Here is a 19,560-nt window from a genome sequence, read left to right on the forward strand (position 1 = left end):
GTTCCCTCCAATAATTACTCTGGAGCTTCAGATGTCTGCGCCACACGATCATGTCTCTGCCGCCGCTTCGTCGGTGTTATCACTTGAAGCATTGACGCAACTGCTTGAAACGATTTTTTTGCGCCACGGCACCTCTGTCGAGGTCGCTCGGGTGTTGGCCGCCAACTGCGCCGGAGCTGAGCGAGATGGCGCGCACAGTCACGGAGTGTTCCGTATCCCCGGTTATGTCTCGACTCTGAAAAGTGGTTGGGTCAACGGCCATGCCGTGCCGCAAGTCGAAGATGTCGCCAGTGGATTTGTGCGGGTGGACGCCGGCAACGGGTTTGCTCAGCCTGCACTGGCGGCTGCACGGTCGTTGCTGGTGGAAAAGGCCCGTGACGCCGGGATCGCCGTATTGGCGATTCGCAACTCCCATCATTTCGCCGCGCTGTGGCCGGATGTCGAGCCGTTTGCCGATGAGGGGCTGGTGGCGCTCAGCGTGGTCAACAGCATGACCTGCGTGGTGCCGCACGGCGCCGACCGGCCATTGTTCGGCACCAATCCGATTGCCTTTGCTGCGCCGCGGGCCGGGGCCGCGCCGATTGTCTTCGATTTGGCCACCAGCGCCATTGCCCATGGCGATGTGCAGATCGCCGCGCGCAAGGGCGAACGGCTAGCGGCCGGAATGGGTGTAGACAGCCTTGGGCAGCCGACCCAGGATCCGCAAGCGATTCTCGAAGGCGGTGCGTTGTTGCCGTTCGGTGGCCATAAAGGTTCGGCGTTGTCGATGATGGTCGAGTTGTTGGCGGCAGCGCTGACGGGGGGCAATTTTTCATTCGAGTTCGACTGGTCCAATCATCCCGGGGCGAAAACGCCATGGACCGGACAGTTGTTGATCGTCATCGACCCGAGCAAGGCTGCCGGGCAGAGTTTTGCCGAACGCAGTGGCGAACTGGTGCGGCAGATGCACGGCGTCGGGCTCAAGCGGTTGCCGGGCGATCGTCGGCATTGGCAGCGCAGCAAATCGTTGGCTGAGGGTATTGTGCTGGATGCGCAGACGTTGGCGCAGTTGCGTGAGTTGGCGGGGGAGATCGAAAGGCCCTCACCCTAGCCCTCTCCCAGAGGGAGAGGGGACTGACCGAGGTGAATGGGAGATGTGCGCCGACGTGAGAGATCGAGTCGAACTCAGGTTTTGAAAGCCCAAGGCCGTTAAAACCTTGCAGGCATAAAAAAGGCGAACCCCGCGGGTTCGCCTTTTTTGTGTGCGTTTGACTCAGCGACGGCCGAGCAGCAAACCGACCACCAGACCGAAACCGGCGGAGATCGCCACGGTCTGCCACGGATGGCCGCCGATATAGCTTTCGGTAGCATCGACTGCCGGTTTGGTGCGATCACGCACGCTCGACACCGAATCCAGCGCCTGCTGCAATTTCAGGGCGATTTGTCCGCGCAGCGTTTCTGCTTCTTCGCCGACCAGTGAGGCGCTGCTCTTGAGCAGTTTGTCCGACTCTTCGATCAGAGCCTGAAGTTCGCTGAAGGCCTGATCCTTGATTTGATCTTCGGCGGCTTGCACGGCGGATTTGCGGGCCATTGGGTGACTCCTTGCAGTTGAATGGACAGTGATCAATGGAGTGTGGCGCTTGCTGAAAAGTTGCACTGAATTTAGGTAAGAAACAAAAACCTGCGCGGGAGATTTCCGTCGAGCGTGTAAGATGTCGCCATTTTACGCAGCAGGATAATTCCCCATGAGTTTCAATCTGGCCGACAAATCCCTCGCAGAGCGCGCTGCGCTGGAAGACGAGAAATCCCGTCTGTTCGAACTCTGGCAAAACAATCTGGGCAAAGCCAAAGGCGAAGCCGCGCGTCTGTTCGGCGAGCGCGGCAAGCGCAAGGGCAAGTGGGCCGAGTGGGTCCGTGCCGAACTGGACGGCATGTCGCCGCCGGAGTTCGCCAACATGGTGCGCAGTGAAGTCAATCGCCTGATGGCCGCCAACAAGTAACACCTCAGGTGAACGTCGCGGCGATCGCCTCGCGCACTTTGACCACCACCGGATCGATCTGCGTGCTGGTGCGCCAGCCCAGTTCGATCGGGTAACGCGGCAGCTGCAGTGGGCAGGGCAATAGTGCCAGGCCACTGAGCGCGGCGATACTTTCGGCAGCATGCGTCGGAATTGTCGCCACCGCGCGACTGCCCTTGAGCAGGTACGGCAGCGCGGCGAAATGCGTGGTCGACGCGCACACCCGGCGACTCAGGCCCAACGCCGCCAAGCCCTCATCGGTGATTCCGATAAAACCGCCGGACGACACCAGAATGTGCTCGCGGGCGACGAACTCGTCGAGGTCGATCTGCTGCTGAGCGGGCGCAAGGCTCGCCGGATCGACCAGACACGCATAGCCACCTTCGCCCAACACCTGACGACTGAGCAAACGCTCGGCAAAGCCACCGGCAGTGATTGCCAGGTCGATGCTGCGCTCCATCAGCGCGCGGGCGACGATCTGGCTGTGGGTCTGACGAAAAATCAGCCGCAGCTTGGGTGCACTGCGGGCAATTTCCTCGATCAGGCGACGACCGTAGGCAATCTCGAAGTCGTCCGAGAGCCCCACGGTGACCGAACGGCCATCGTATTGATTGGCCGTCGGGTCGACCATTGCCAGGCTTTGCCGACACTTGTTCAGCGCTTCACTGACCACCGGTTTCAATTGATTGGCCTTGAGTGTCGGTGCCAACCCGCGCCCGGTACGCACGAACAATTGATCGTCATAGACATCGCGCAACCGACGCAGCGCCGCACTGACCGCCGATTGCGTGACGCCCAGACGCAGCGCTGCACGGCTGGCGCTGGATTCTTCATGCAGGGCTTCGAAGACTTTCAGCAGGTTGAGGTCGATGGTGGCGATATTCATTTGGCTCATATCATTCAGCAGTGAACGGGGCTTTATTCATGATCGCGTGGCGCCGCAGAATCAGCAACATCTGAACATGATGGAATTACCGCAATGGCCAAATCTATTGTTGCTGCGCTGCAAATCGGCGCTTTGCCCGAAGGCAAAGACGCCACCCTTGAACAGATTCTGAGTTGGGAAGGCGCGATCATTGAATCCGGCGCGGCATTGGTGGTGATGCCCGAAGCACTGCTGGGCGGCTATCCGAAAGGTGAGGGTTTCGGCACGCAATTGGGTTATCGCCTGCCTGAGGGGCGTGAAGCGTACGCCCGTTACTTCGCCAACGCGATCGATGTGCCGGGCGCCGAAACGGAAGCGCTGACGGCAATGTCGGCGCGAACCGGGGCAAACCTGGTAATCGGTGTGATCGAACGCGGTGGCAGCACGTTGTATTGCACCGCGCTGTATTTCGACCCGCAGGGCGGGCTTGTCGGCAAACACCGCAAACTGATGCCGACCGGCACCGAACGGCTGATCTGGGGCAAGGGTGATGGCTCGACGTTGCCGGTGTTTGACACCCAGGTCGGCAAGCTCGGCGCGGTGGTGTGCTGGGAAAACATGATGCCGCTGCTGCGCACGGCGATGTACGCCAAAGGCATTGAAGTCTGGTGCGCGCCGACTGTCGATGAGCGCGAGATGTGGCAGGTCAGCATGCGTCACATCGCTCATGAGGGCCGTTGCTTTGTGGTCAGTGCCTGTCAGGTGCAGGCTTCGCCTCAGGCGTTGGGCGTTGAAATCGCCAATTGGCCGGTGGAGCGTCCGTTGATTGCTGGCGGCAGCGTGATTGTCGGGCCGATGGGTGACGTGCTCGCGGGGCCGTTGCGCGGCGAGGCGGGGTTGCTCACCGCTGAAATCGACACCGATGAACTGGTGCGGGCGCGGTATGACTACGATGTGGTTGGCCACTATGCGCGGCCGGATGTGTTTGAGTTGAGTGTGGATGAGCGGGCAAAACCGGGCGTGCGCTTCAACACATAGGGTACTGCCTGAAACCGAACCCTGTAGGAGTGAGCCTGCTCGCGATAGCGGTCTGCCAGACACCATAATCGTTAACTGACAGATTGCTATCGCGAGCAGGCTCACTCCTACAATGGATCGGTGGTATGTCTGGGAGTCAGTGGCGCTGCTGCCATTCTTCCCGGGTGATTTCCCACAGCTCCCGCGGGAAACGCCCACCGACGAAATCGCCTTCATCGGTACGAATCAAGCGCATCCCCGCACGCTCCGAGAGTTTGCGCGAGCCTAGATTCGGCGCCGCTTTCGGCACGCGCATCACTGGGCGTTGCAGAACGTTGAACCAGTAATCGGTCACCACCGCACAGGCTTCGGTCATCAAACCCTGACCTTGCCACGCCGGCGCCAGCCAGAAACCCCGATGGTTGTCCGCCTGATCCATCAGGCTGATCTTGCCGATCAACAGTTCCGGTGCCGATTTCAGGCGAATCGTCCAAGGCCATTCCTTACCCGCCGCAACCGCCGGCAAGACAATATCGCGCAGGTAGGCGAAGGCACCGTCCTCCGGATACGGCCATGGCACTGCCGCGTTCAGATAACGCACCACGTCCCAATGCGGAAACTCGCGCTGCACCGCTTCGGCATCGGCCAGTTGCAATGGGCGCAGGATCAGTCGTTCGGTGTACAGCGTCGGTATGTCTTCCATAAACCTGCAGCCTCCCTGAATGTCTTTAATGAACGAAGCAGGCTAACGCATTTTTACCAGGTTGCGGCACTGGCCTTGGGCAAACTGAGCTTGCCGCTGTCGACAAAGCGCATGGTGCCGAACAGACCGCCGGCAAGCTTGCCGCGCAGCACATAGGGCAGGTTATCGAGGGTTTGCGTCTGACTCAGGCCCAGTGTCTGGCGCAGGACCGAGAACGCCGAGATGCTCACAGGGACCGTGACGATGCTTTCGGAAAAGCGTGGGATCGAGCCGCTCTGATCGCTGACACCGGAGGCCAGTGAATGGCCGTTGACTTCGAGATCCAGCGCAATGCCGTTGTAGTCGATGGCCGTCTCATTGGGGTTTTGCACGCGAATCTTGATGGCGAAGCGCACTTCCAGATCCTGGCTCGGCAATGGTTCGAGGCCGACCACGTTGATGTTCACCGGATCACGGTTGGGGAATAGCGCACAGGCGCTGAGGGACAGCAGCAGTAACGACAGAATGACGGCTTGGACGCGGCGCATAAACGGTCTCTCAACAAAAAAGGGCTGAACCGTTGCCGGCTCAACCCTTTCTGTTAAAGGTCAGACGTCAGCGGTTCAACTGTGCGACAGCCGCCGCTGGGGCAGGTTCACCTTTGGCCGGCATGTCCGGGTTTTCCATGACCTGAAGAATAGAAGCTTCCGGGTCGAAATCGTCTTCTTCCAGCTCGATGAATTCTTCGGGCAGGAAGACGTTCAGCACGATAGCGCACAACGCGCCGACGGTGATCGGCGATTCGAAGATGTTGCGCAGCGCTTGCGGCAGCTCGCGCAGGACTTCCGGCACCGCCGCGATGCCCAGGCCCATGCCCAGCGAAATCGCCACGATCAGCATGTTGCGCCGATGTAGACCGGCTTCGGCGAGGATCTTGATCCCGGCCACCGCCACAGTGCCGAACATCACCAGTTCGGCGCCGCCGAGGACCGGTTTCGGCATCAGTTGCAGCACCGCACCAATCATCGGAAACAGCCCCAGCAGCACCAGCAAACCGGCAATGAAGAAAGCCACGTAACGGCTGGCCACACCGGTCAGCTGAATCACGCCGTTGTTCTGCGCGAAGGTCACCATCGGCATGCTGTTGAACACAGCGGCCATGGCCGAATTGAGGCCGTCGGCGAGCAGGCCGGATTTGATCCGGCGGATGTACAGCGGGCCTTTGACCGGTTGCCGGGAAATCATCGAGTTGGCCGTCAAGTCACCCGCAGCCTCCAGCGGCGACACGAGGAAAATCACTGCGACCGGCACGAAAGCCACCCAGTCGAAGTTGAAGCCGTACTTGAACGGCACCGGCACGCTGACCAGCGGCACCTCCGGCATCGAAGCGAAATCCACGGTGCCCATCAGCCACGCGACCACGTAACCGAGGGTCAGACCGATGACGATTGCGCCCAGGCGCAGGAACGGTACGTCGACGCGATTCAGCACAACGATGGTGCCGATCACCAACGCTGCGAGGAAGATGTGGCTAGCCGCGCCCAGATCAGGCGCGCCGAAACCGCCGGCGATGTCGGTCATTGCCACTTTGATCAGTGACAGGCCCATCAACGTGATGATGGTGCCGGTGACCACGGGAGTGATCAGCATGCGCAGCTTGCCGATGAACTGGCTCAGCACCACTTCGATAAAGGCGGCGAAAAAGCACACGCCAAAGATCGTCGAGAGGATTTCATCGGTGCCGCCACCGCGCGCCTTGACCATGAACCCGGCGCTGAGAATCACGCTGATAAAGGAAAAACTGGTGCCTTGCAGGCACAACAAACCCGAACCGACCGGGCCGAAGCGCTTGGCCTGGACGAAAGTACCGAGGCCGGAGACGAACAGCGCCATGCTGATCAGGTAAGGGATTTCGCTGTGCAGGCCGAGGGCGCCGCCCATGATCAGGGTGGGAGTGATGATGCCGACGAAGCTCGCCAGCACGTGTTGCAGCGCAGCGAATACGGTTGCAGTCAGGTGTGGGCGGTCGTTGAGGCCGTAAATCAGGTCGTTGTTGCGCGGGGCTTTTTCAGAGGCGGTCATGGTGTTTTGCGCGCCGCAAGGCGGGGCCGGGTCAGAAAATGGAGGCGCAGGATGCCGGAAGAGGGCGGCGAGGGCAACGAGCAATAACTGCCTGAAAGGTCAGGTTTTTCGGGTGTTGCCCGCTAAATCGATTCATGCAAATGCGCTGAGCAGATCTTCTTCAAACGCCTTTTGCGCATCCCCCGGCACCTGCGCCCGATGCCGGGCCAGATGAAACGCCACCTCGAAACTCAACTCGCCCTCACGGATCGGCTTCAGTAGGCCCTTCGATTGCCAGCTCCGCGCATAGTGATCCGGCAGATAGCCGACATGTTTGCCGGACAGAATAAACGTCAGCGTACCCTCAACCTGCTCCGACCGCGCCGAGCAGACCTTGCCCTGAAAAGGCTCGTCACTGCGGAAAAAACGATAGGGGTGATCGACCCGGTCGCAGGCCTGCAAGGCGGCATCGCTGGGCTTCTCATCGGTAAACAAGGGATGGCCGGCAGCGCAGTACAAATGCTGGGTTTCGCTGAACAACTGCTGATAGTCGAAGGCGCTTTGCACTTGCGAGAAATAACCGATGGCCAGATCCAGCCGCTGTTGCAACAGCAGCCGTTCCATTTCGCCGGGCATGGCGCTGATCAGCTCGATGCGCACCGACTCATCGCGCTCGCGAAAACGCCGGATCGCCTCAGCCACCCGTTGCAATACCGATTGATCGACTGACTCGGAAATCCCCAGACGCACTTCACCGATCAAACGCCCGGCGACGCCGTTGGATTGATGGCGGAAGGTTTCGATCGATTCAAACAATGTACGCACCGCGATCAACAACTGTTCACCCTTGGGCGTAACGCTGAAGCCAGCCTTGCCACGGCTGCACAAACGGTAACCGAGGCGGGTTTCCAGTTTGGCCATTTGCTGGCTGATGCTCGACTGGCTCAGGCCCAGATCACCTTGGGCAGCGCTGAAGCCGCCACACTCAACCACGCGCACAAACAGGCGCAACAGTTGCAAATCGACATCGTGCAGCTGACCCAACATCACATTACTCCGGGATAAAGTCAGGATAATTATTCGGCTATTTTTCTAATGTATCTGACGGCGCATCCTGCAACCACTTTCCTCGGTCAGGTGTTCGTCATGGCTCCCGTGTTCAAGCTGTGTTTCTCCGCGCTGCTGTTGTCCGTGGCTGTTCAGGCTCAGGCCGAGGACAAAACCCTCAACCTCTACAGCTGGGCCGACTACGTGCCGCCGCAAACCTTGCAACGGTTCGAACAGGAAACCGGCATACATGTGCGTTACGACACTTTTGATACCTCCGAGGTGCTGGAGACCAAGTTGCTCACCGGCGGCAGCGGTTACGACGTGGTGGTGCCGTCGTCCAGCGTTCTGGCCCGTGGACTCGCGGCCGGCGCGTTGAAGGAAATCCCTCACAAGGGCCTCAAGGGCTACGCCAATCTTGATCCGGATTTGCTGGAGAAAATGGCTGCCGTCGACCCCGGCAATCGCTACGGTGTGCCGTACACCTGGGGCACACTGGGTTTGGGCATGAACGTCGAGGCAGTGAAGAAACGGTTGCCCGATGTGCCGCTGAACAGCCTGGATCTGCTGTTCAAACCCGAGAACGCCAGCAAGCTCAAGGACTGCGGCATCGCGATCCTCGATTCGCCGCAGGAGGTCATTGGTCTGGCCCTGCATTACCTGGGCAAGGATCCCTACAGCACCGACAAAAACGACCTGGCCGCCGCCGAGGCGTTGTTGAAGAAACTCCAGCCGTCGGTGCTGTACGTCGCCAGCGGTCGGCAGATCAATGATCTGGCCAGTGGCAACGTGTGCCTCGCGCTGACCTACAACGGCGACGCGAGCATGGCCGCTGATCAGGCACACAAGGCCAATAAACCGTACGAAGTGGCCTACCGCATTCCCAAGGAAGGCACGCTGGTGTGGCAGGACAATCTGGCCATCCCCAAAGACGCGCCGCACCCCGAAGCCGCGCGGGCGTTCATCGAATTCATGCTGCGCCCGGACTCGGTGGCCGAACTGACCAACACGTTGTTTTTTGCCACCGCCAACCAGGCTGCCACGCCATTGGTGGATGAAGCCGTGCGCAACGATCCCGACATCTACCCACCCAGCGAGGTGCGCGCGCGGCTCTATGCCGACCGCAGCATGAGCCTCAAGGACATGCGTCAGCGCACGCGTCTGTGGACCACTTTCCGTAGCCATCAATAACCACAGGAACACCACGATGGATGTGCCCATGCAAAACGATCAGGCCCTGACCCGCGACAGCCTCTACGGCACCGCTGCCGAAAGCACCTACGCCGGCATCACCAGTTTCATGCGCCGCCGCTACAGCCGTGATCTGCGCGGCGTTGATGTCGCGGTCAGTGGCGTGCCATTCGACACTGCCACCAGCAACCGCCCCGGCGCACGTTTCGGGCCTCGGGGGATTCGCGCGGCTTCCACCGGGATCGCCTGGGAGCGCCACTGGCCGTGGACGTTTGACCCGTTCGATCATCTGGCGGTCATCGATTATGGCGACTGCGACTTTGATTTCGGCGCGCCGCACAGCGTCCCGGAAAGCATCGAAGCTCACGCCGAGCGCATTCTCGACGCTGGCAGCGCGATGCTGACGTTTGGCGGCGACCACTTCATCAGCTACCCGCTGCTCAAGGCCCACGCGCGCAAACATGGCAGGCTGTCGCTGATTCACTTCGATGCGCACAGCGACACCTGGCCGGATGAAGAGGGCAAACGGATCGATCACGGCACCATGTTCTGGCACGCCGCTCGGGAAGGCTTGGTCGATCCGGCGCGTTCGGTGCAGATCGGTTTGCGCACCACCAATGACGATCACATGGGCTTTCAGGTACTCGATGCCCGACAGGTGCATCGGCGTGGCTGCGAAGCCATTGTCGAAGCGATCCGCGCTCGCGTTGGCGATAACCCGGTGTACCTGACGTTCGACATCGACTGCCTTGATCCGGCGTTTGCACCGGGTACCGGCACCCCGGTCTGCGGCGGCCTGAGCACCGTGCAAGCGCTGGAGATTCTTGGCGGGTTACGCGGCATCAATCTGGTCGGCATGGACGTGGTGGAAGTCGCTCCGGCCTACGACCACGCCGAGGTCACTTCATTGGCCGCCGCCACACTGGCCATGGAAATGCTCTGCCTCTACGCCGCCCGCCACAAAGTCGATATTTGACGCAACACTGCCTACCCCTGTGGGAGCGAGCCTGCTCGCGAAGGCGTCAGCTCAGCCAACCTCTTTGTCGACTGATCCGCCGCTTTCGCAAGCTAGCTCCCACAGCCGGGTCAGGCCACCGGGATGATCGGCAGGTCCAACGTCTGCGGGCCGGTAAAGCGAGGTGTGGCACTGGCAATCGTCTCGTGCGGAACACCGGCCGGCACGCTGCTGCTGTCTTCCAGCCGAGCCACTTGCTGTTCGCTCAGTTGCACCTCGAGCGCGCCGAGGGTGGCATCCAGTTGTTCGCGGGTGCGCGAGCCGAGGATCGGAATCAACGCGGTCGTCGAGCGCCGGGCTTTCTCGCGTAACCAGGCGATGGCGACGTGGGTCGGGCTGGCGCCGATTTCTGCAGCTACGGCCAGCAACGTATCGAGCAGGGCGGTTTCGCGGGCGCTTTTTTCCGCGTGCACCAGCATGCCGAGTTTGCTCGCACGGTTGTTGTCATCGCCGCCGCGATACTTGCCAGTGAGGAAACCGCCGGCCAGTGGCGACCACAGCGTCGCCGCCAGTCCCAGCGCTTCGGCCATCGGCAGCAATTCGCGCTCGGCAGTGCGCTCGGCGAGGCTGTACTCGACCTGAATCGCTGCAATTGGCGCGAAGCCGCGCAGTTCCGCCAGTACGTCGGCGCGGGAAATGCGCCATGCCGGGAAGTTGGATAGGCCGGCATAGTGAATCTTGCCGGCGCGCACCAGGTCATCGAAACCGCGGAGGATTTCTTCCATGGGCGTCACGCCATCGGTCACGTGCGCCCAGAACAGATCAATGTGATCGGTGTTCAGGCGTTTGAGACTTTCCTCAACCGCGCGAACCATGTTTTTCCGACCGTTGCCGGTTTGGGAAATACCGTCGGCCGGGGTTGTGCCCATGCTGTACTTGGTGGCGATTACCAGCCGATCACGTTCTGGCGCAATGAATTCGCTGAGCATCGACTCCGATTGCCCGCCCTGATAACCATTGGCGGTATCAATGAAATTGCCGCCAGCATCGAGAAAACCATCAAAGATACGCTTGGCTTCGTCACGTTCGGCGCCGTGACCCCAACCGGTGCCGAAATTGCCGGCGCCCAATGCCAGTTCAGAAACACGCAGACCAGTCTTGCGGCCAAAAACCTTGTAATGCATGGCAACGCCCTCGATGGAAATTCGCTTGATATAAAAAATTACGATCGAAATATTGCGCCAATATGATGTCGGTAATATTGGCTGTCAAGACGCTTGCCGCTCAACGGTCAGGACTGTCATTACCGTCGTTCGGCTCCTGCCATTTTCTGACACTAGCCTCTGCTAAGCTCCGTCATCTTTTTCGTCCAGAGTCTGCCGATCGTGTCACGTACCACTCGTCTTTTGACTTTGCTGCAAGTGCTGCGCGGCAAGAAGCGCCCGGTCACGGCGGCGACTCTGGCTGCCGAGCTGGAAGTGTCCGAGCGCACGCTCTATCGCGATATCGCTGAGCTGACCGCGCTCGGCGCGCCGATCCATGGCGAGGCGGGGATCGGTTATGTGCTGCGCAGCGGCCTGTTTCTGCCGCCACTGATGCTCAATGCCGACGAGACCGAAGCCATTGTTCTCGGTTTGCGCTACGTCGATCAGCGCGGTGACGAAGTCCTCGGCAAAGCGGCGGCGGATGCGCTGGCGAAAATTGCCGCTGTGCTCGATCCGCAGGCCCAGGAAGCGCTGCGCAATCCCACGGTGATGCCGGGCCCGCCGGGCTATGGTTTTCCGCAAAACGCCGTGCCGTTGAACGTGTTCCGCCATGCCATCCGCGACCAGGCCAAACTGCACATCGCGTACGCCGACGCGCAACAGGTGTCCAGTCAGCGACTGATCTGGCCCTTGGCGCTGGGCTTTCTCAATGAGGTGCGGATCATCGTCGCGTGGTGCGAATTGCGCGGCGCCTACCGCACGTTTCGCACCGACCGGATCAGCGCTGCCAGCCGCCAGGGCGAGGGTTATCCGGGACGGCGCAGCGACCTTTTGCGCACTTGGCGCGAGCAGATGCAACTGGATGAAAGCGGGCGGTTCACTCCTGACAAAAACTGACGCAACACTGTTTTAGGATGCTCGCAGAACCAAACAAAAAGGAGCTGCAACCATGTCCCATCCCGTCTCTGCGCTGGCCCCGGCGATCGCTGCGTATATCGATGCGGCCAACGCACGCGATACCTCCCGGGTCGCCAGTTTTTTTGCCGAGGATGCCAACGTGTTCGACGAGGGCCAGCATCAAGTCGGCCCGCGAGCCATTGCGCAATGGATGCACGACACCGGGCAACGTTATCAACCACGGGTCGAAGTGCTGGACGTGCAGCAGCGCACCGGCAAGGTGCTGGTGCACGGGCTGATTTCCGGAACCTTTCCCGGCAGCCCGGCGCAACTGCGCTACACGTTTCGGTTGAACGAGCAGGGGAAAATCGCCCGACTGGATATTTCCCTGTAATCGGCGTGGCATACTGCCGCGCATGAATTTCGACTCCCCCCTCAGCGCCTGGCAACACGCCGTGCAACACAAGGGTTTCATCCAGGATGAAGCCCAGGAACACGCGGTCTGGGCACTGCAAAAATGCCATGAAGCCCTGCACGCCGGTGCCCGTTCGGTCACCGGCGTTTATCTGTGGGGGCCGGTCGGACGCGGCAAGACCTGGCTGATGGATCAGTTCTACCAGAGCCTGCGGGTGCCGGCGCGACGTCAACACTTTCATCACTTCATGGGCTGGGTGCACCAGCGTTCGTTCCAGTTGACCGGAATTGCCGATCCATTGCGCGCGTTGGCCAGGGAGCTGGCGGCCGAGGTGCGGGTGCTGTGCTTCGATGAATTGTTCGTGAACGACATCGGTGACGCGATCATTCTCGGTCGGCTGTTTCAGGTGATGTTCGACGAAGGCGTGGTGATCGTGTGCACGTCCAATCTACCGCCGGACGATCTGTACGCCGATGGCTTCAACCGCGATCGCTTTGTCCCGGCGATTGCCGCGATCAAGGCGCATATGCAGGTGGTGGCGGTGAATGGCGCCGAGGATCATCGCTTGCATCCGGGGGCGGGCCTGCAACGTTATTTTGTGGCCACGTCTGCGGGCAGTGCACTGGATGAGGTCTTTCCGGCATTGACCGCCGGGCAAGCGGCCAGCAGCGAACCGGTGTCGGTCGGGCATCGCCAGTTGAACGTGGTGCAGGCCAGTGAAACGGTGGTGTGGTGCCGCTACGCGGATCTGTGCGAGCAACCTTTCGCCGCCATGGATTTCATTGCGCTGTGCGACCGCTACACGGCTATTCTGTTGAGCGAGGTGCCGAATCTGAGCGCTCAGAAACGTGAGGGGCGCATCGCGCGCGGCACTGAAGATGGCGCGCAACGGGTTGTGGCCGGTGACCGTGAGTTGCCGCAATTGTCGGTTCACGATGACGGTGTGCGGCGATTCATCGCGCTGGTCGACGAGTGCTACGACCGCAAGGTGCCGCTGTACATCGAGGCGCAAGTGCCGATGGACGCGCTGTACACCGAGGGTTATCTGGAATTCCCGTTCCGCCGCACGCTCAGTCGCTTGCAGGAGATGCAGCTGCAGCGTTTTGCCGAAGCTTGAGTGAAGAGGGCGCCGACATGAGCCAAGCGTTATCCCATCATCTGCTGACCATGGCTTATCAGAATGCCTGGGCCAATCATCGGCTGGCCAAGGCCTGGTCGCAGCTTAGTGCGACGGATCTGGCGGCGCCTCGGGTGAGCTTTTTTCCGAGCATTCGCCTGACTCTCAATCACATCCTCACCTGCGACTGGTTCTACGTCGATGCGCTGGAGCGCGAGCTGCGCGGGGCCGAGCCGCATCCTGACTGTTATGTGTTTTTCAACGTGGACGAGCCGTTTACCGAGGGCGCGCAGCTGCGTGCAGAGCAGGCTCACGTTGATCGGCGGCTGATTGCTTATTGCGAGCAACTGCGCGATGCCGATCTGACCAGGATCGTCACCATCGCCCGTGACACGCCGCAGCACGACAGTCGTCTGCGCATGCTGTCGCATTTGTTCGAGCATCAGATTCATCACCGTGGTCAGGTGCACGCGATGCTCAGCGATAGCGCGGTGAAGCCGCCGCAACTGGATGAGTTTTTCTGTGTCGGCGAAAGCAGTTTACGCGCCGAGGACTTTGCCGAACTGGGTTGGACTGAAGAACTGATCTGGGGCCACTGACGATCTTTTGATCTTTTGCATTTGCGGGTTGCCCGTCCGATCACCCCCGCGCTAAGGTCAGTCAGCCTTTCAGTACGCACTTTGCGCGCCGGGGCTTTTGTGTGTTCGGGGATGGAAATGGATTCCGCAGAGATTCTTGTACTTCAAGCCAGCTACAGCAATCCAACGCACGCCGAGGCCATCGGTTTCGTGCTCAATCATTACGCCGAAGACCCGATGGGCGGCGGTCATTCGCTTGACCCTGACCTGTTGCGTCGACTGCCCGAAGAACTGGCCCGTCGCCCGCATGCGTTCAGCGTGCTGGCCTTTGTCGGTGGCGAACCGGCGGGGCTGGTGAACTGCTTTGAAGGGTTTTCCACGTTTGCCTGCAAGCCATTGGTCAACGTCCATGACGTGGCGGTGGTGGGCAAGTTTCGTGGCCTCGGTCTGAGCCAGAAAATGCTGCAGAAAGTTGAGGAAATCTCTCGCCAGCGCGGTTGCTGCAAGATCACCCTTGAAGTGCTCGAAGGCAATGCCGTGGCGCAGGGTTCCTACCGCAAGTTCGGCTTCGCGCCGGGCATGTTCGACCCGGATCACGGGCGCATGCAGTTCTGGATCAAGAGTTTGCAGGCCTAGAAGCCCCTCACCCTAGCCCTCTCCCAAAGGGAGAGGGGACTGACCGAGGTGTTTGGGCAAGGTACGCCGACCTGAGATATTGAGCCGAACTCAGGTTTGAAAACCCACAATTAGCTCCCTCTCGCTCGGGAGAGGGGACTGACCGAGGTGTTTGGGCGAGGTACGCCGACCTGAGATATTGAGCCGAACTCAGGTTTGAAAACCCACAAATTAGCTCCCTCTCGCTCGGGAGGGGGACTGACCGAGGTGTTTGGGCGAGGTATGCCGACCTGAAACATCGAGCCGAACGTAGGTATTGAAAAGCATGAAAATCGGCTCCCTTTCCCCCTCGCCCCTTTGGGGAGAGGGCTGGGGTGAGGGGGTTGGATCTTGCTGACCCAACCCAATCTGCGAACTCGCGACAGCATAAGGTCGAACACCCCGCTCAATGCCCATAAAAAAAGGCGCCCCAATCAGGGCGCCAAACTGTCTTCTCCCAGGCCAGAGCGGAGCCACGGGAGGTCCATCGGTTGCTCGCTAAATCTCAGTCGCGATAGGACTCGGTCACTTGCGCGGTCTGGTCGGCGGGAACGCGAATTTCTTTCGCGTTGGCGTCGCTCTTCTGCTCGCTCTGGGCGTGCTGAACCGGGAAGTTGTCGTAGTAATAACGCATGCGCTCAGCGCCGCCTTCGGCGAAGACGCTGGCAGAACCCAGGGCAAACAGCCCGGCAAGGATTGCGGTAGTGATTTTCATGGTGCCTCCTACTGAACAAGTGGGAGCTGTTCGTCCATGAAGCAGATCTCGGAAGAGAGTCTGGATGGCATGAATTAACACGGGGTTAACGCCGGTTCAGTGTAGGTTTTGCAGCATGTTGCGGGGCAATTTCAGACAGACGCGGCGCACATCAAGCACAGGTGCGCCGCACTAGAGAGGCGGGGGTCAGAGCTTCCAGTCGAGACTCAGAGTGACGGTGCGCGGGTCACCCCAGTACACGCCGTTATAGAAGCCGACGTTGTCGTAATACTTCTTGTCGAACAGGTTGTTGACGTTCAGTGACGCCGACAGATGCCGGTCGAACTCGTAGCGCGACATCAGATTGACCACGGTATAGGCGCTCTGGGCGATTCGCGCTTGTTCGGTGTCGTCGCCGACCGGTCGGCTCGACGTGCCATACACATCGCTTTGCCAGTTCACCGCTCCGCCCACGGTCAGCGCCTGCCATTCGCCCGGCAGACGGTACGCCGTAGAGACGCGCAATAGGTTCATCGGCTGATTGGTATTGGTGCGCGCGCTTTCGCCGTTGACCGAGTGGGTGTAGGTGTAACCGGCGGTCATGTTCCAGCCCTGCAGGATTTCACCGGACACTTCGGCTTCAAATCCGTTGACCTTGTTGCCCTTGCCGCCGGATTTGTAGAACTGCTCACGGGTAACCGGATCCGCCGGTACCGAGTTATCGAGTTCGGCGACGTTATCCTGCTTGCTCCAGAACACCGCCGTGGACAGGTTCAGGCGCTCCTCAAGCAGACTGCCCTTGATGCCCACTTCATAGTTTTTGCCGACCACCGGGTCGATGTATTTGCGATTCTTGTCGCGGTTGCCCTGCGGCTTGAAGATGTCGGTGTAACTCACGTACGCCGTGTATTCCGGGGTCAGGTCGTACAGCAGCCCGGCGTATGGCGTCCAGACGTCGTTCTGTTTCTGGCTGGTGTAATCGACCTTGGTCAGCTGCCGATTGGCGTCGTAACTGTTGCTGGTACTGGACGCTTGCCAACTGCCATATCGGCTGCCGAGCACGGCGTGCAGATCATCGGTCAGGCTCAGGCGCGTGGCGATGTACCCGGCTTTCTGCCGGGTATCGTCCTTGGACCCGGTGAGGTCGGTGACGGTGTCGCTGAACTTGGCGATGTCGCCCATGTATTTCCAGTCGCGGATGGTCCCGTAGTCCTTGGGACGCGCACCGGCAATGGTGTACGGTGAATTCGAACGGCGCACGGCCTCACCGTAGCCGAACATCATTTCGTGCTCACGGCCCAGCAGCGAGTAGGGACCCGAGACATTGAAGTCATACGCCTGCATTTTCTGCGTGCCGATCATGTGCGAGGTGTAGGCGATCATGCCGCTGCGGTCCGCTGCGGGAAAACCGGCACCACCGTAATAGACCTTGCCGTCGGTATTGCTCTCGCGGTGGGTGTACGCGGCTTTCAGGCGCCAGCCGCCGGCCAGTTGCTGATCGAGGGTGGCGAATGCGGTTTTGTCTTGCAGCGGCCAGGAACTCCACGACGTCGCCATGTTGGTCGAACGGCCGAGACCGGCCTTGCTGCCATCGGCATTCCAGTAGGGCACGGTGCCCCAGGATGAACCTTGCACATGCTTGTTCTGATAATCGTAACCGACCGCCAGCACGGTGGAATCGGTCAGATCGGCTTCCAGCACGCCATAACCGACCTCCCGTTGCAGCGCGTATTTGTCCTTGATCGACTGGTTGTCGCGATACGCCAACACCGTGCGCCCACGCAAGCGCCCGTCGAACGCCAGCGGCCCGCCGACGTCGACGTAGCTGTAGTAATTGTCGTAGCTGCCGCCACTGACCCCGGCCAGCGCCTGCCACTGCGCGGTCGGACGCTTGCGCACCATGTTGATCGTCGCCGACGGATCACCCGCACCCGTGGTCAACCCGGTGGCACCACGCACCACCTCGATACGGTCGTAAATGATCGTGTCGGAATCGGACTTCATACGATCGAAGGTGTTGAGCATCCCGTCGATCTGGAAGTTGTTGATCGCATAACCACGCGATGAATAGCTGACTCGATCCGAATCCAGATGCTGCACCACCACACCGGGGGTCTGGCGCATGGCCTCGGACAATGTACCGAGCTTGAAATCATCCATCTGCTGGCGCGTGATCACCGACACCGATTGCGGGGTTTCCTTGATCGACAGGTTCAGCCGCGTCGCCGTGCTCATCGCGCCGGTGGTGTAGGACTCGGTGTTTTCGGTGGTGGTGCCCAGGCCTTGCGCGCTGACGTTGGTCGCGGCCAGTTCCAGCGCCGGATTGCCGGGCTGCGGCGATTTTTCAGCTTCGGTTTCAGCCAGCAGATCGGCGCTGAACGCAGCGCCGCACAGGCCGAGGGTGAGGGTCATGGAACGGGTAATGGGCGCGAACATCGCAGCCGACTCCTTGTCTTCGAGGGAAAAATTCCGTTTGTTCAAAGACGAAGGGTGCGGCTGGGATTTAGTATCAAACGAGAAATATTATTATTTGAAAGTGTTTCTGAGGTTTGACTCGACCTCGCTTGAAAAGCAAAAGATCGCAGCCTTCGCAACTCCTGTACCGATCGATGTAGGAGCTGCCGAAGGTTGCGATCTTTTGTTTCTGCTATTAGCAGACTTACAAGTTACGTTGCGCTTCCATCCGATCATGCAGGACTCTGATGATCGCGATTCCATACGCTGTGATTCGGAAGTAGATCATGTGGCGTTCCACACTGTAGCGCCGATAACCGGGACGGATTGCATCGCAGGCCGGAGCTGTTTCAGGGCGTTCGGCCAGCTGTTCAAAGGCTGTGGTAATGATGTCGATATAGCGATTGGCCTGATCCAGCCCCCATTGTTGAACGGTGTAACTCCAGATCAACTCAAGATCACCCTCAGCGGCGGGGGCTAGACGATATTCAGCCATGCGCGCTTAACATTCGCTTCTTGAATGCCTCGGGATCGAAAGGGCGAGGTTTTCCACTGGATTCACCTTCCCGAAGAGCAGCGCGGATGCTTTCCAGCTCGGCGTTTCGCTCCTGTTCACGGCGGATCAGGTCCCGGATGTATTCGCTATCGTTGGTGTAGTGACCGGCTTCGATCTGGGCTTTGATCCAGTGATCTTGCTGGTCAGTTACGGTGATGGTTTTTCGTACGGTTCCCATGGAGCGGGCCTCCGGCGGATGGTCGACTTTGCGCAAATTATCATACTATTGGTGCGCTAACGAGCTCTGGATTTGTCCACGCATCGGCTGGCCCTGCACTTTTAAAAGCAAAAGATCGCAGCCTTCGCCAGCGCCTACATTGATCGATATAGGCGCGCTGGCAAAGGCTGCGATCTTTTGACTTTGCGGGTATCAGACGCGCAAACGGATCTGCCGGCCCAACACATCCATCACATCACAGGCATCACGCAACAACATAGCAGCGGCGTGGGCCAGTTGCTGCACATCAGCACCCTTGGCAGACGAGATATCCAGACTGGCCAGACTTTCCATCATCTGCGTCACCGCCAGAAAGCGACTGGCCGCGCTGCTGTGCAGAACATCTAGCGGGGCTTCAGTCGAGATCAATAAAACCGGAATGTTGTCTTCGTTGTGGGTCATCGAAATGTGCGAACTCATGCTTCACCTCCGGCCTGTGCGGCATGCAAACCGGCGACGGAGGCCAGCACCAACGCGCGGGCGGTGCTGAGCATTTGCTGACTGGCCCAGTGCAGTGAACCGCTGTGTTCCGGGCGGGTGGCGGTGGGGGCTTGATGGGCGAGGGCTTCGGCGCAGTTGAGGTAGACGGAGGCGTGTTCGAGCGCGTCGAGAAGGGGGATGTCGGGTTGGACGGTGAAGAGGTGGTGAGCGACGTGGTCGCAGTGGGCGAAGGGTGTGGACATCGTGGTTGGATCGGTCATCGGTGTAGCCTCTTGGAAGTCGAAAACTGCCACTTCATCGCCGTCAAACGAATAGGTGGCAACTGTGTGCAGGTTGACGGACCGGTCCAAGACACCCGGCGCACCCGAAGATGCCCCGCACACAGTCACCATTGAGCAGTGCGTCGGACACAGGAGTGCACGCACACATTGGAGAGCAATGTGCGTCTTGGATTTTTCAGGCCGTCAAACCCGATCACGAATGAGTCGTGACAGGCGCGAGGATAGGGAGTGAGGGC

Annotated in this window: 23 protein-coding genes; 10 read left to right on the plus strand and 13 right to left on the minus strand. The window is 59.9% G+C overall.

What is annotated here, in order from left to right:
* Positions 1-31 precede the first annotated feature (31 nt).
* The gene (locus tag CKW17_RS03730) at positions 32-1,090 is read left to right on the plus strand and encodes an Ldh family oxidoreductase (RefSeq protein ID WP_095118758.1); all 1,059 of its coding nucleotides are present in this window, start codon (positions 32-34) and stop codon (positions 1,088-1,090) included.
* Positions 1,091-1,252: 162 nt separating this feature from the next.
* On the opposite strand, the gene CKW17_RS03735 is transcribed toward CKW17_RS03730, so the two are convergent.
* Positions 1,253-1,570, minus strand: coding sequence for a YqjD family protein (locus CKW17_RS03735; RefSeq protein WP_016982860.1), 318 nt, complete (start codon positions 1,568-1,570; stop codon positions 1,253-1,255).
* A 154-nt stretch (positions 1,571-1,724) separates the two neighbouring features.
* Here CKW17_RS03735 and CKW17_RS03740 point away from each other — a divergent pair, with 154 nt between their 5' ends.
* Positions 1,725-1,979 carry a hypothetical protein gene (locus tag CKW17_RS03740; RefSeq protein WP_007917411.1) on the plus strand — a complete coding sequence of 85 codons (255 nt, stop codon included), beginning with the start codon at positions 1,725-1,727 and terminating at the stop codon, positions 1,977-1,979.
* A gap of 4 nt (positions 1,980-1,983) precedes the next feature.
* On the opposite strand, the gene CKW17_RS03745 is transcribed toward CKW17_RS03740, so the two are convergent.
* Complete coding sequence (locus CKW17_RS03745; RefSeq protein ID WP_095118759.1) at positions 1,984-2,892, minus strand: LysR family transcriptional regulator; 909 nt, start codon at positions 2,890-2,892, stop codon at positions 1,984-1,986.
* 84 nt (positions 2,893-2,976) lie between these two features.
* Here CKW17_RS03745 and CKW17_RS03750 point away from each other — a divergent pair, with 84 nt between their 5' ends.
* Positions 2,977-3,900 carry a carbon-nitrogen hydrolase family protein gene (locus tag CKW17_RS03750; RefSeq protein ID WP_095118760.1) on the plus strand — a complete coding sequence of 308 codons (924 nt, stop codon included), beginning with the start codon at positions 2,977-2,979 and terminating at the stop codon, positions 3,898-3,900.
* Positions 3,901-4,036: 136 nt separating this feature from the next.
* Here CKW17_RS03750 and CKW17_RS03755 read toward each other — a convergent pair whose 3' ends face one another.
* From CKW17_RS03755 to CKW17_RS03770, 4 genes are all read right to left on the minus strand, one after another.
* Complete coding sequence (locus CKW17_RS03755; RefSeq protein ID WP_095118761.1) at positions 4,037-4,582, minus strand: GNAT family N-acetyltransferase; 546 nt, start codon at positions 4,580-4,582, stop codon at positions 4,037-4,039.
* A 53-nt stretch (positions 4,583-4,635) separates the two neighbouring features.
* Positions 4,636-5,109, minus strand: a complete 474-nt coding sequence (locus CKW17_RS03760; RefSeq protein ID WP_095118762.1) for an LEA type 2 family protein — start codon at positions 5,107-5,109, stop codon at positions 4,636-4,638.
* A 67-nt stretch (positions 5,110-5,176) separates the two neighbouring features.
* The gene (locus CKW17_RS03765) at positions 5,177-6,643 is read right to left on the minus strand and encodes a nucleobase:cation symporter-2 family protein (protein ID WP_095118763.1); all 1,467 of its coding nucleotides are present in this window, start codon (positions 6,641-6,643) and stop codon (positions 5,177-5,179) included.
* 132 nt (positions 6,644-6,775) lie between these two features.
* Positions 6,776-7,669, minus strand: a complete 894-nt coding sequence (locus CKW17_RS03770; protein WP_095118764.1) for a LysR family transcriptional regulator — start codon at positions 7,667-7,669, stop codon at positions 6,776-6,778.
* Between the two features lie 99 nt (positions 7,670-7,768).
* On the opposite strand from CKW17_RS03770, the gene CKW17_RS03775 reads away from it, so the two are divergent.
* Both CKW17_RS03775 and speB read left to right on the plus strand, forming a co-directional pair.
* Positions 7,769-8,860 carry a polyamine ABC transporter substrate-binding protein gene (locus tag CKW17_RS03775; RefSeq protein ID WP_095119028.1) on the plus strand — a complete coding sequence of 364 codons (1,092 nt, stop codon included), beginning with the start codon at positions 7,769-7,771 and terminating at the stop codon, positions 8,858-8,860.
* A gap of 16 nt (positions 8,861-8,876) precedes the next feature.
* Positions 8,877-9,836, plus strand: coding sequence for an agmatinase (gene speB / locus CKW17_RS03780; RefSeq protein ID WP_095118765.1), 960 nt, complete (start codon positions 8,877-8,879; stop codon positions 9,834-9,836).
* 110 nt (positions 9,837-9,946) lie between these two features.
* Here the strand turns inward: speB and CKW17_RS03785 are convergent, their stop codons facing one another.
* Positions 9,947-10,999, minus strand: coding sequence for an aldo/keto reductase (locus tag CKW17_RS03785; RefSeq protein ID WP_095118766.1), 1,053 nt, complete (start codon positions 10,997-10,999; stop codon positions 9,947-9,949).
* 201 nt (positions 11,000-11,200) lie between these two features.
* Between CKW17_RS03785 and CKW17_RS03790 the strand changes: the two genes are divergently transcribed.
* From CKW17_RS03790 to CKW17_RS03810, 5 genes are all read left to right on the plus strand, one after another.
* Positions 11,201-11,917, plus strand: coding sequence for a YafY family protein (locus CKW17_RS03790; RefSeq protein WP_095118767.1), 717 nt, complete (start codon positions 11,201-11,203; stop codon positions 11,915-11,917).
* A 52-nt stretch (positions 11,918-11,969) separates the two neighbouring features.
* Complete coding sequence (locus tag CKW17_RS03795; protein ID WP_016982850.1) at positions 11,970-12,311, plus strand: nuclear transport factor 2 family protein; 342 nt, start codon at positions 11,970-11,972, stop codon at positions 12,309-12,311.
* Positions 12,312-12,333: 22 nt separating this feature from the next.
* Positions 12,334-13,449, plus strand: a complete 1,116-nt coding sequence (gene zapE / locus CKW17_RS03800) for a cell division protein ZapE (RefSeq protein WP_095118768.1) — start codon at positions 12,334-12,336, stop codon at positions 13,447-13,449.
* Between the two features lie 17 nt (positions 13,450-13,466).
* The gene (locus CKW17_RS03805) at positions 13,467-14,048 is read left to right on the plus strand and encodes a DinB family protein (protein ID WP_095119029.1); all 582 of its coding nucleotides are present in this window, start codon (positions 13,467-13,469) and stop codon (positions 14,046-14,048) included.
* A gap of 117 nt (positions 14,049-14,165) precedes the next feature.
* The gene (locus CKW17_RS03810) at positions 14,166-14,663 is read left to right on the plus strand and encodes a GNAT family N-acetyltransferase (RefSeq protein ID WP_095118769.1); all 498 of its coding nucleotides are present in this window, start codon (positions 14,166-14,168) and stop codon (positions 14,661-14,663) included.
* Positions 14,664-15,186: 523 nt separating this feature from the next.
* Here the strand turns inward: CKW17_RS03810 and CKW17_RS03815 are convergent.
* The 6 genes from CKW17_RS03815 to CKW17_RS03840 form a co-directional block, all read right to left on the minus strand.
* Positions 15,187-15,396, minus strand: coding sequence for a hypothetical protein (locus tag CKW17_RS03815; protein WP_016983771.1), 210 nt, complete (start codon positions 15,394-15,396; stop codon positions 15,187-15,189).
* A gap of 186 nt (positions 15,397-15,582) precedes the next feature.
* A complete protein-coding gene (locus CKW17_RS03820; protein ID WP_095118770.1) occupies positions 15,583-17,811 on the minus strand; it encodes a TonB-dependent siderophore receptor in 2,229 nt (742 codons plus the stop codon).
* Positions 17,812-18,034: 223 nt separating this feature from the next.
* Positions 18,035-18,325, minus strand: a complete 291-nt coding sequence (locus CKW17_RS03825) for a type II toxin-antitoxin system RelE/ParE family toxin (RefSeq protein ID WP_095118771.1) — start codon at positions 18,323-18,325, stop codon at positions 18,035-18,037.
* Entirely contained in the window at positions 18,318-18,563 is a 246-nt protein-coding gene (locus CKW17_RS03830; protein ID WP_095118772.1) for a type II toxin-antitoxin system ParD family antitoxin, read from the minus strand. The genes CKW17_RS03825 and CKW17_RS03830 overlap by 8 nt, the downstream gene beginning before the upstream one ends.
* 192 nt (positions 18,564-18,755) lie before the next feature.
* Positions 18,756-19,022 (minus strand): short-chain dehydrogenase, encoded by a 267-nt coding sequence (locus tag CKW17_RS03835; RefSeq protein WP_095118773.1) that lies wholly within the window; start codon positions 19,020-19,022, stop codon positions 18,756-18,758.
* Positions 19,019-19,303, minus strand: a complete 285-nt coding sequence (locus tag CKW17_RS03840; protein ID WP_095118774.1) for a DUF3077 domain-containing protein — start codon at positions 19,301-19,303, stop codon at positions 19,019-19,021. The genes CKW17_RS03835 and CKW17_RS03840 overlap by 4 nt, the downstream gene beginning before the upstream one ends.
* Positions 19,304-19,560 lie beyond the last annotated feature (257 nt).

Source organism: Pseudomonas sp. Irchel s3f10, from assembly GCF_900187515.1.
Taxonomy (GTDB): domain Bacteria; phylum Pseudomonadota; class Gammaproteobacteria; order Pseudomonadales; family Pseudomonadaceae; genus Aquipseudomonas; species Aquipseudomonas tensinigenes.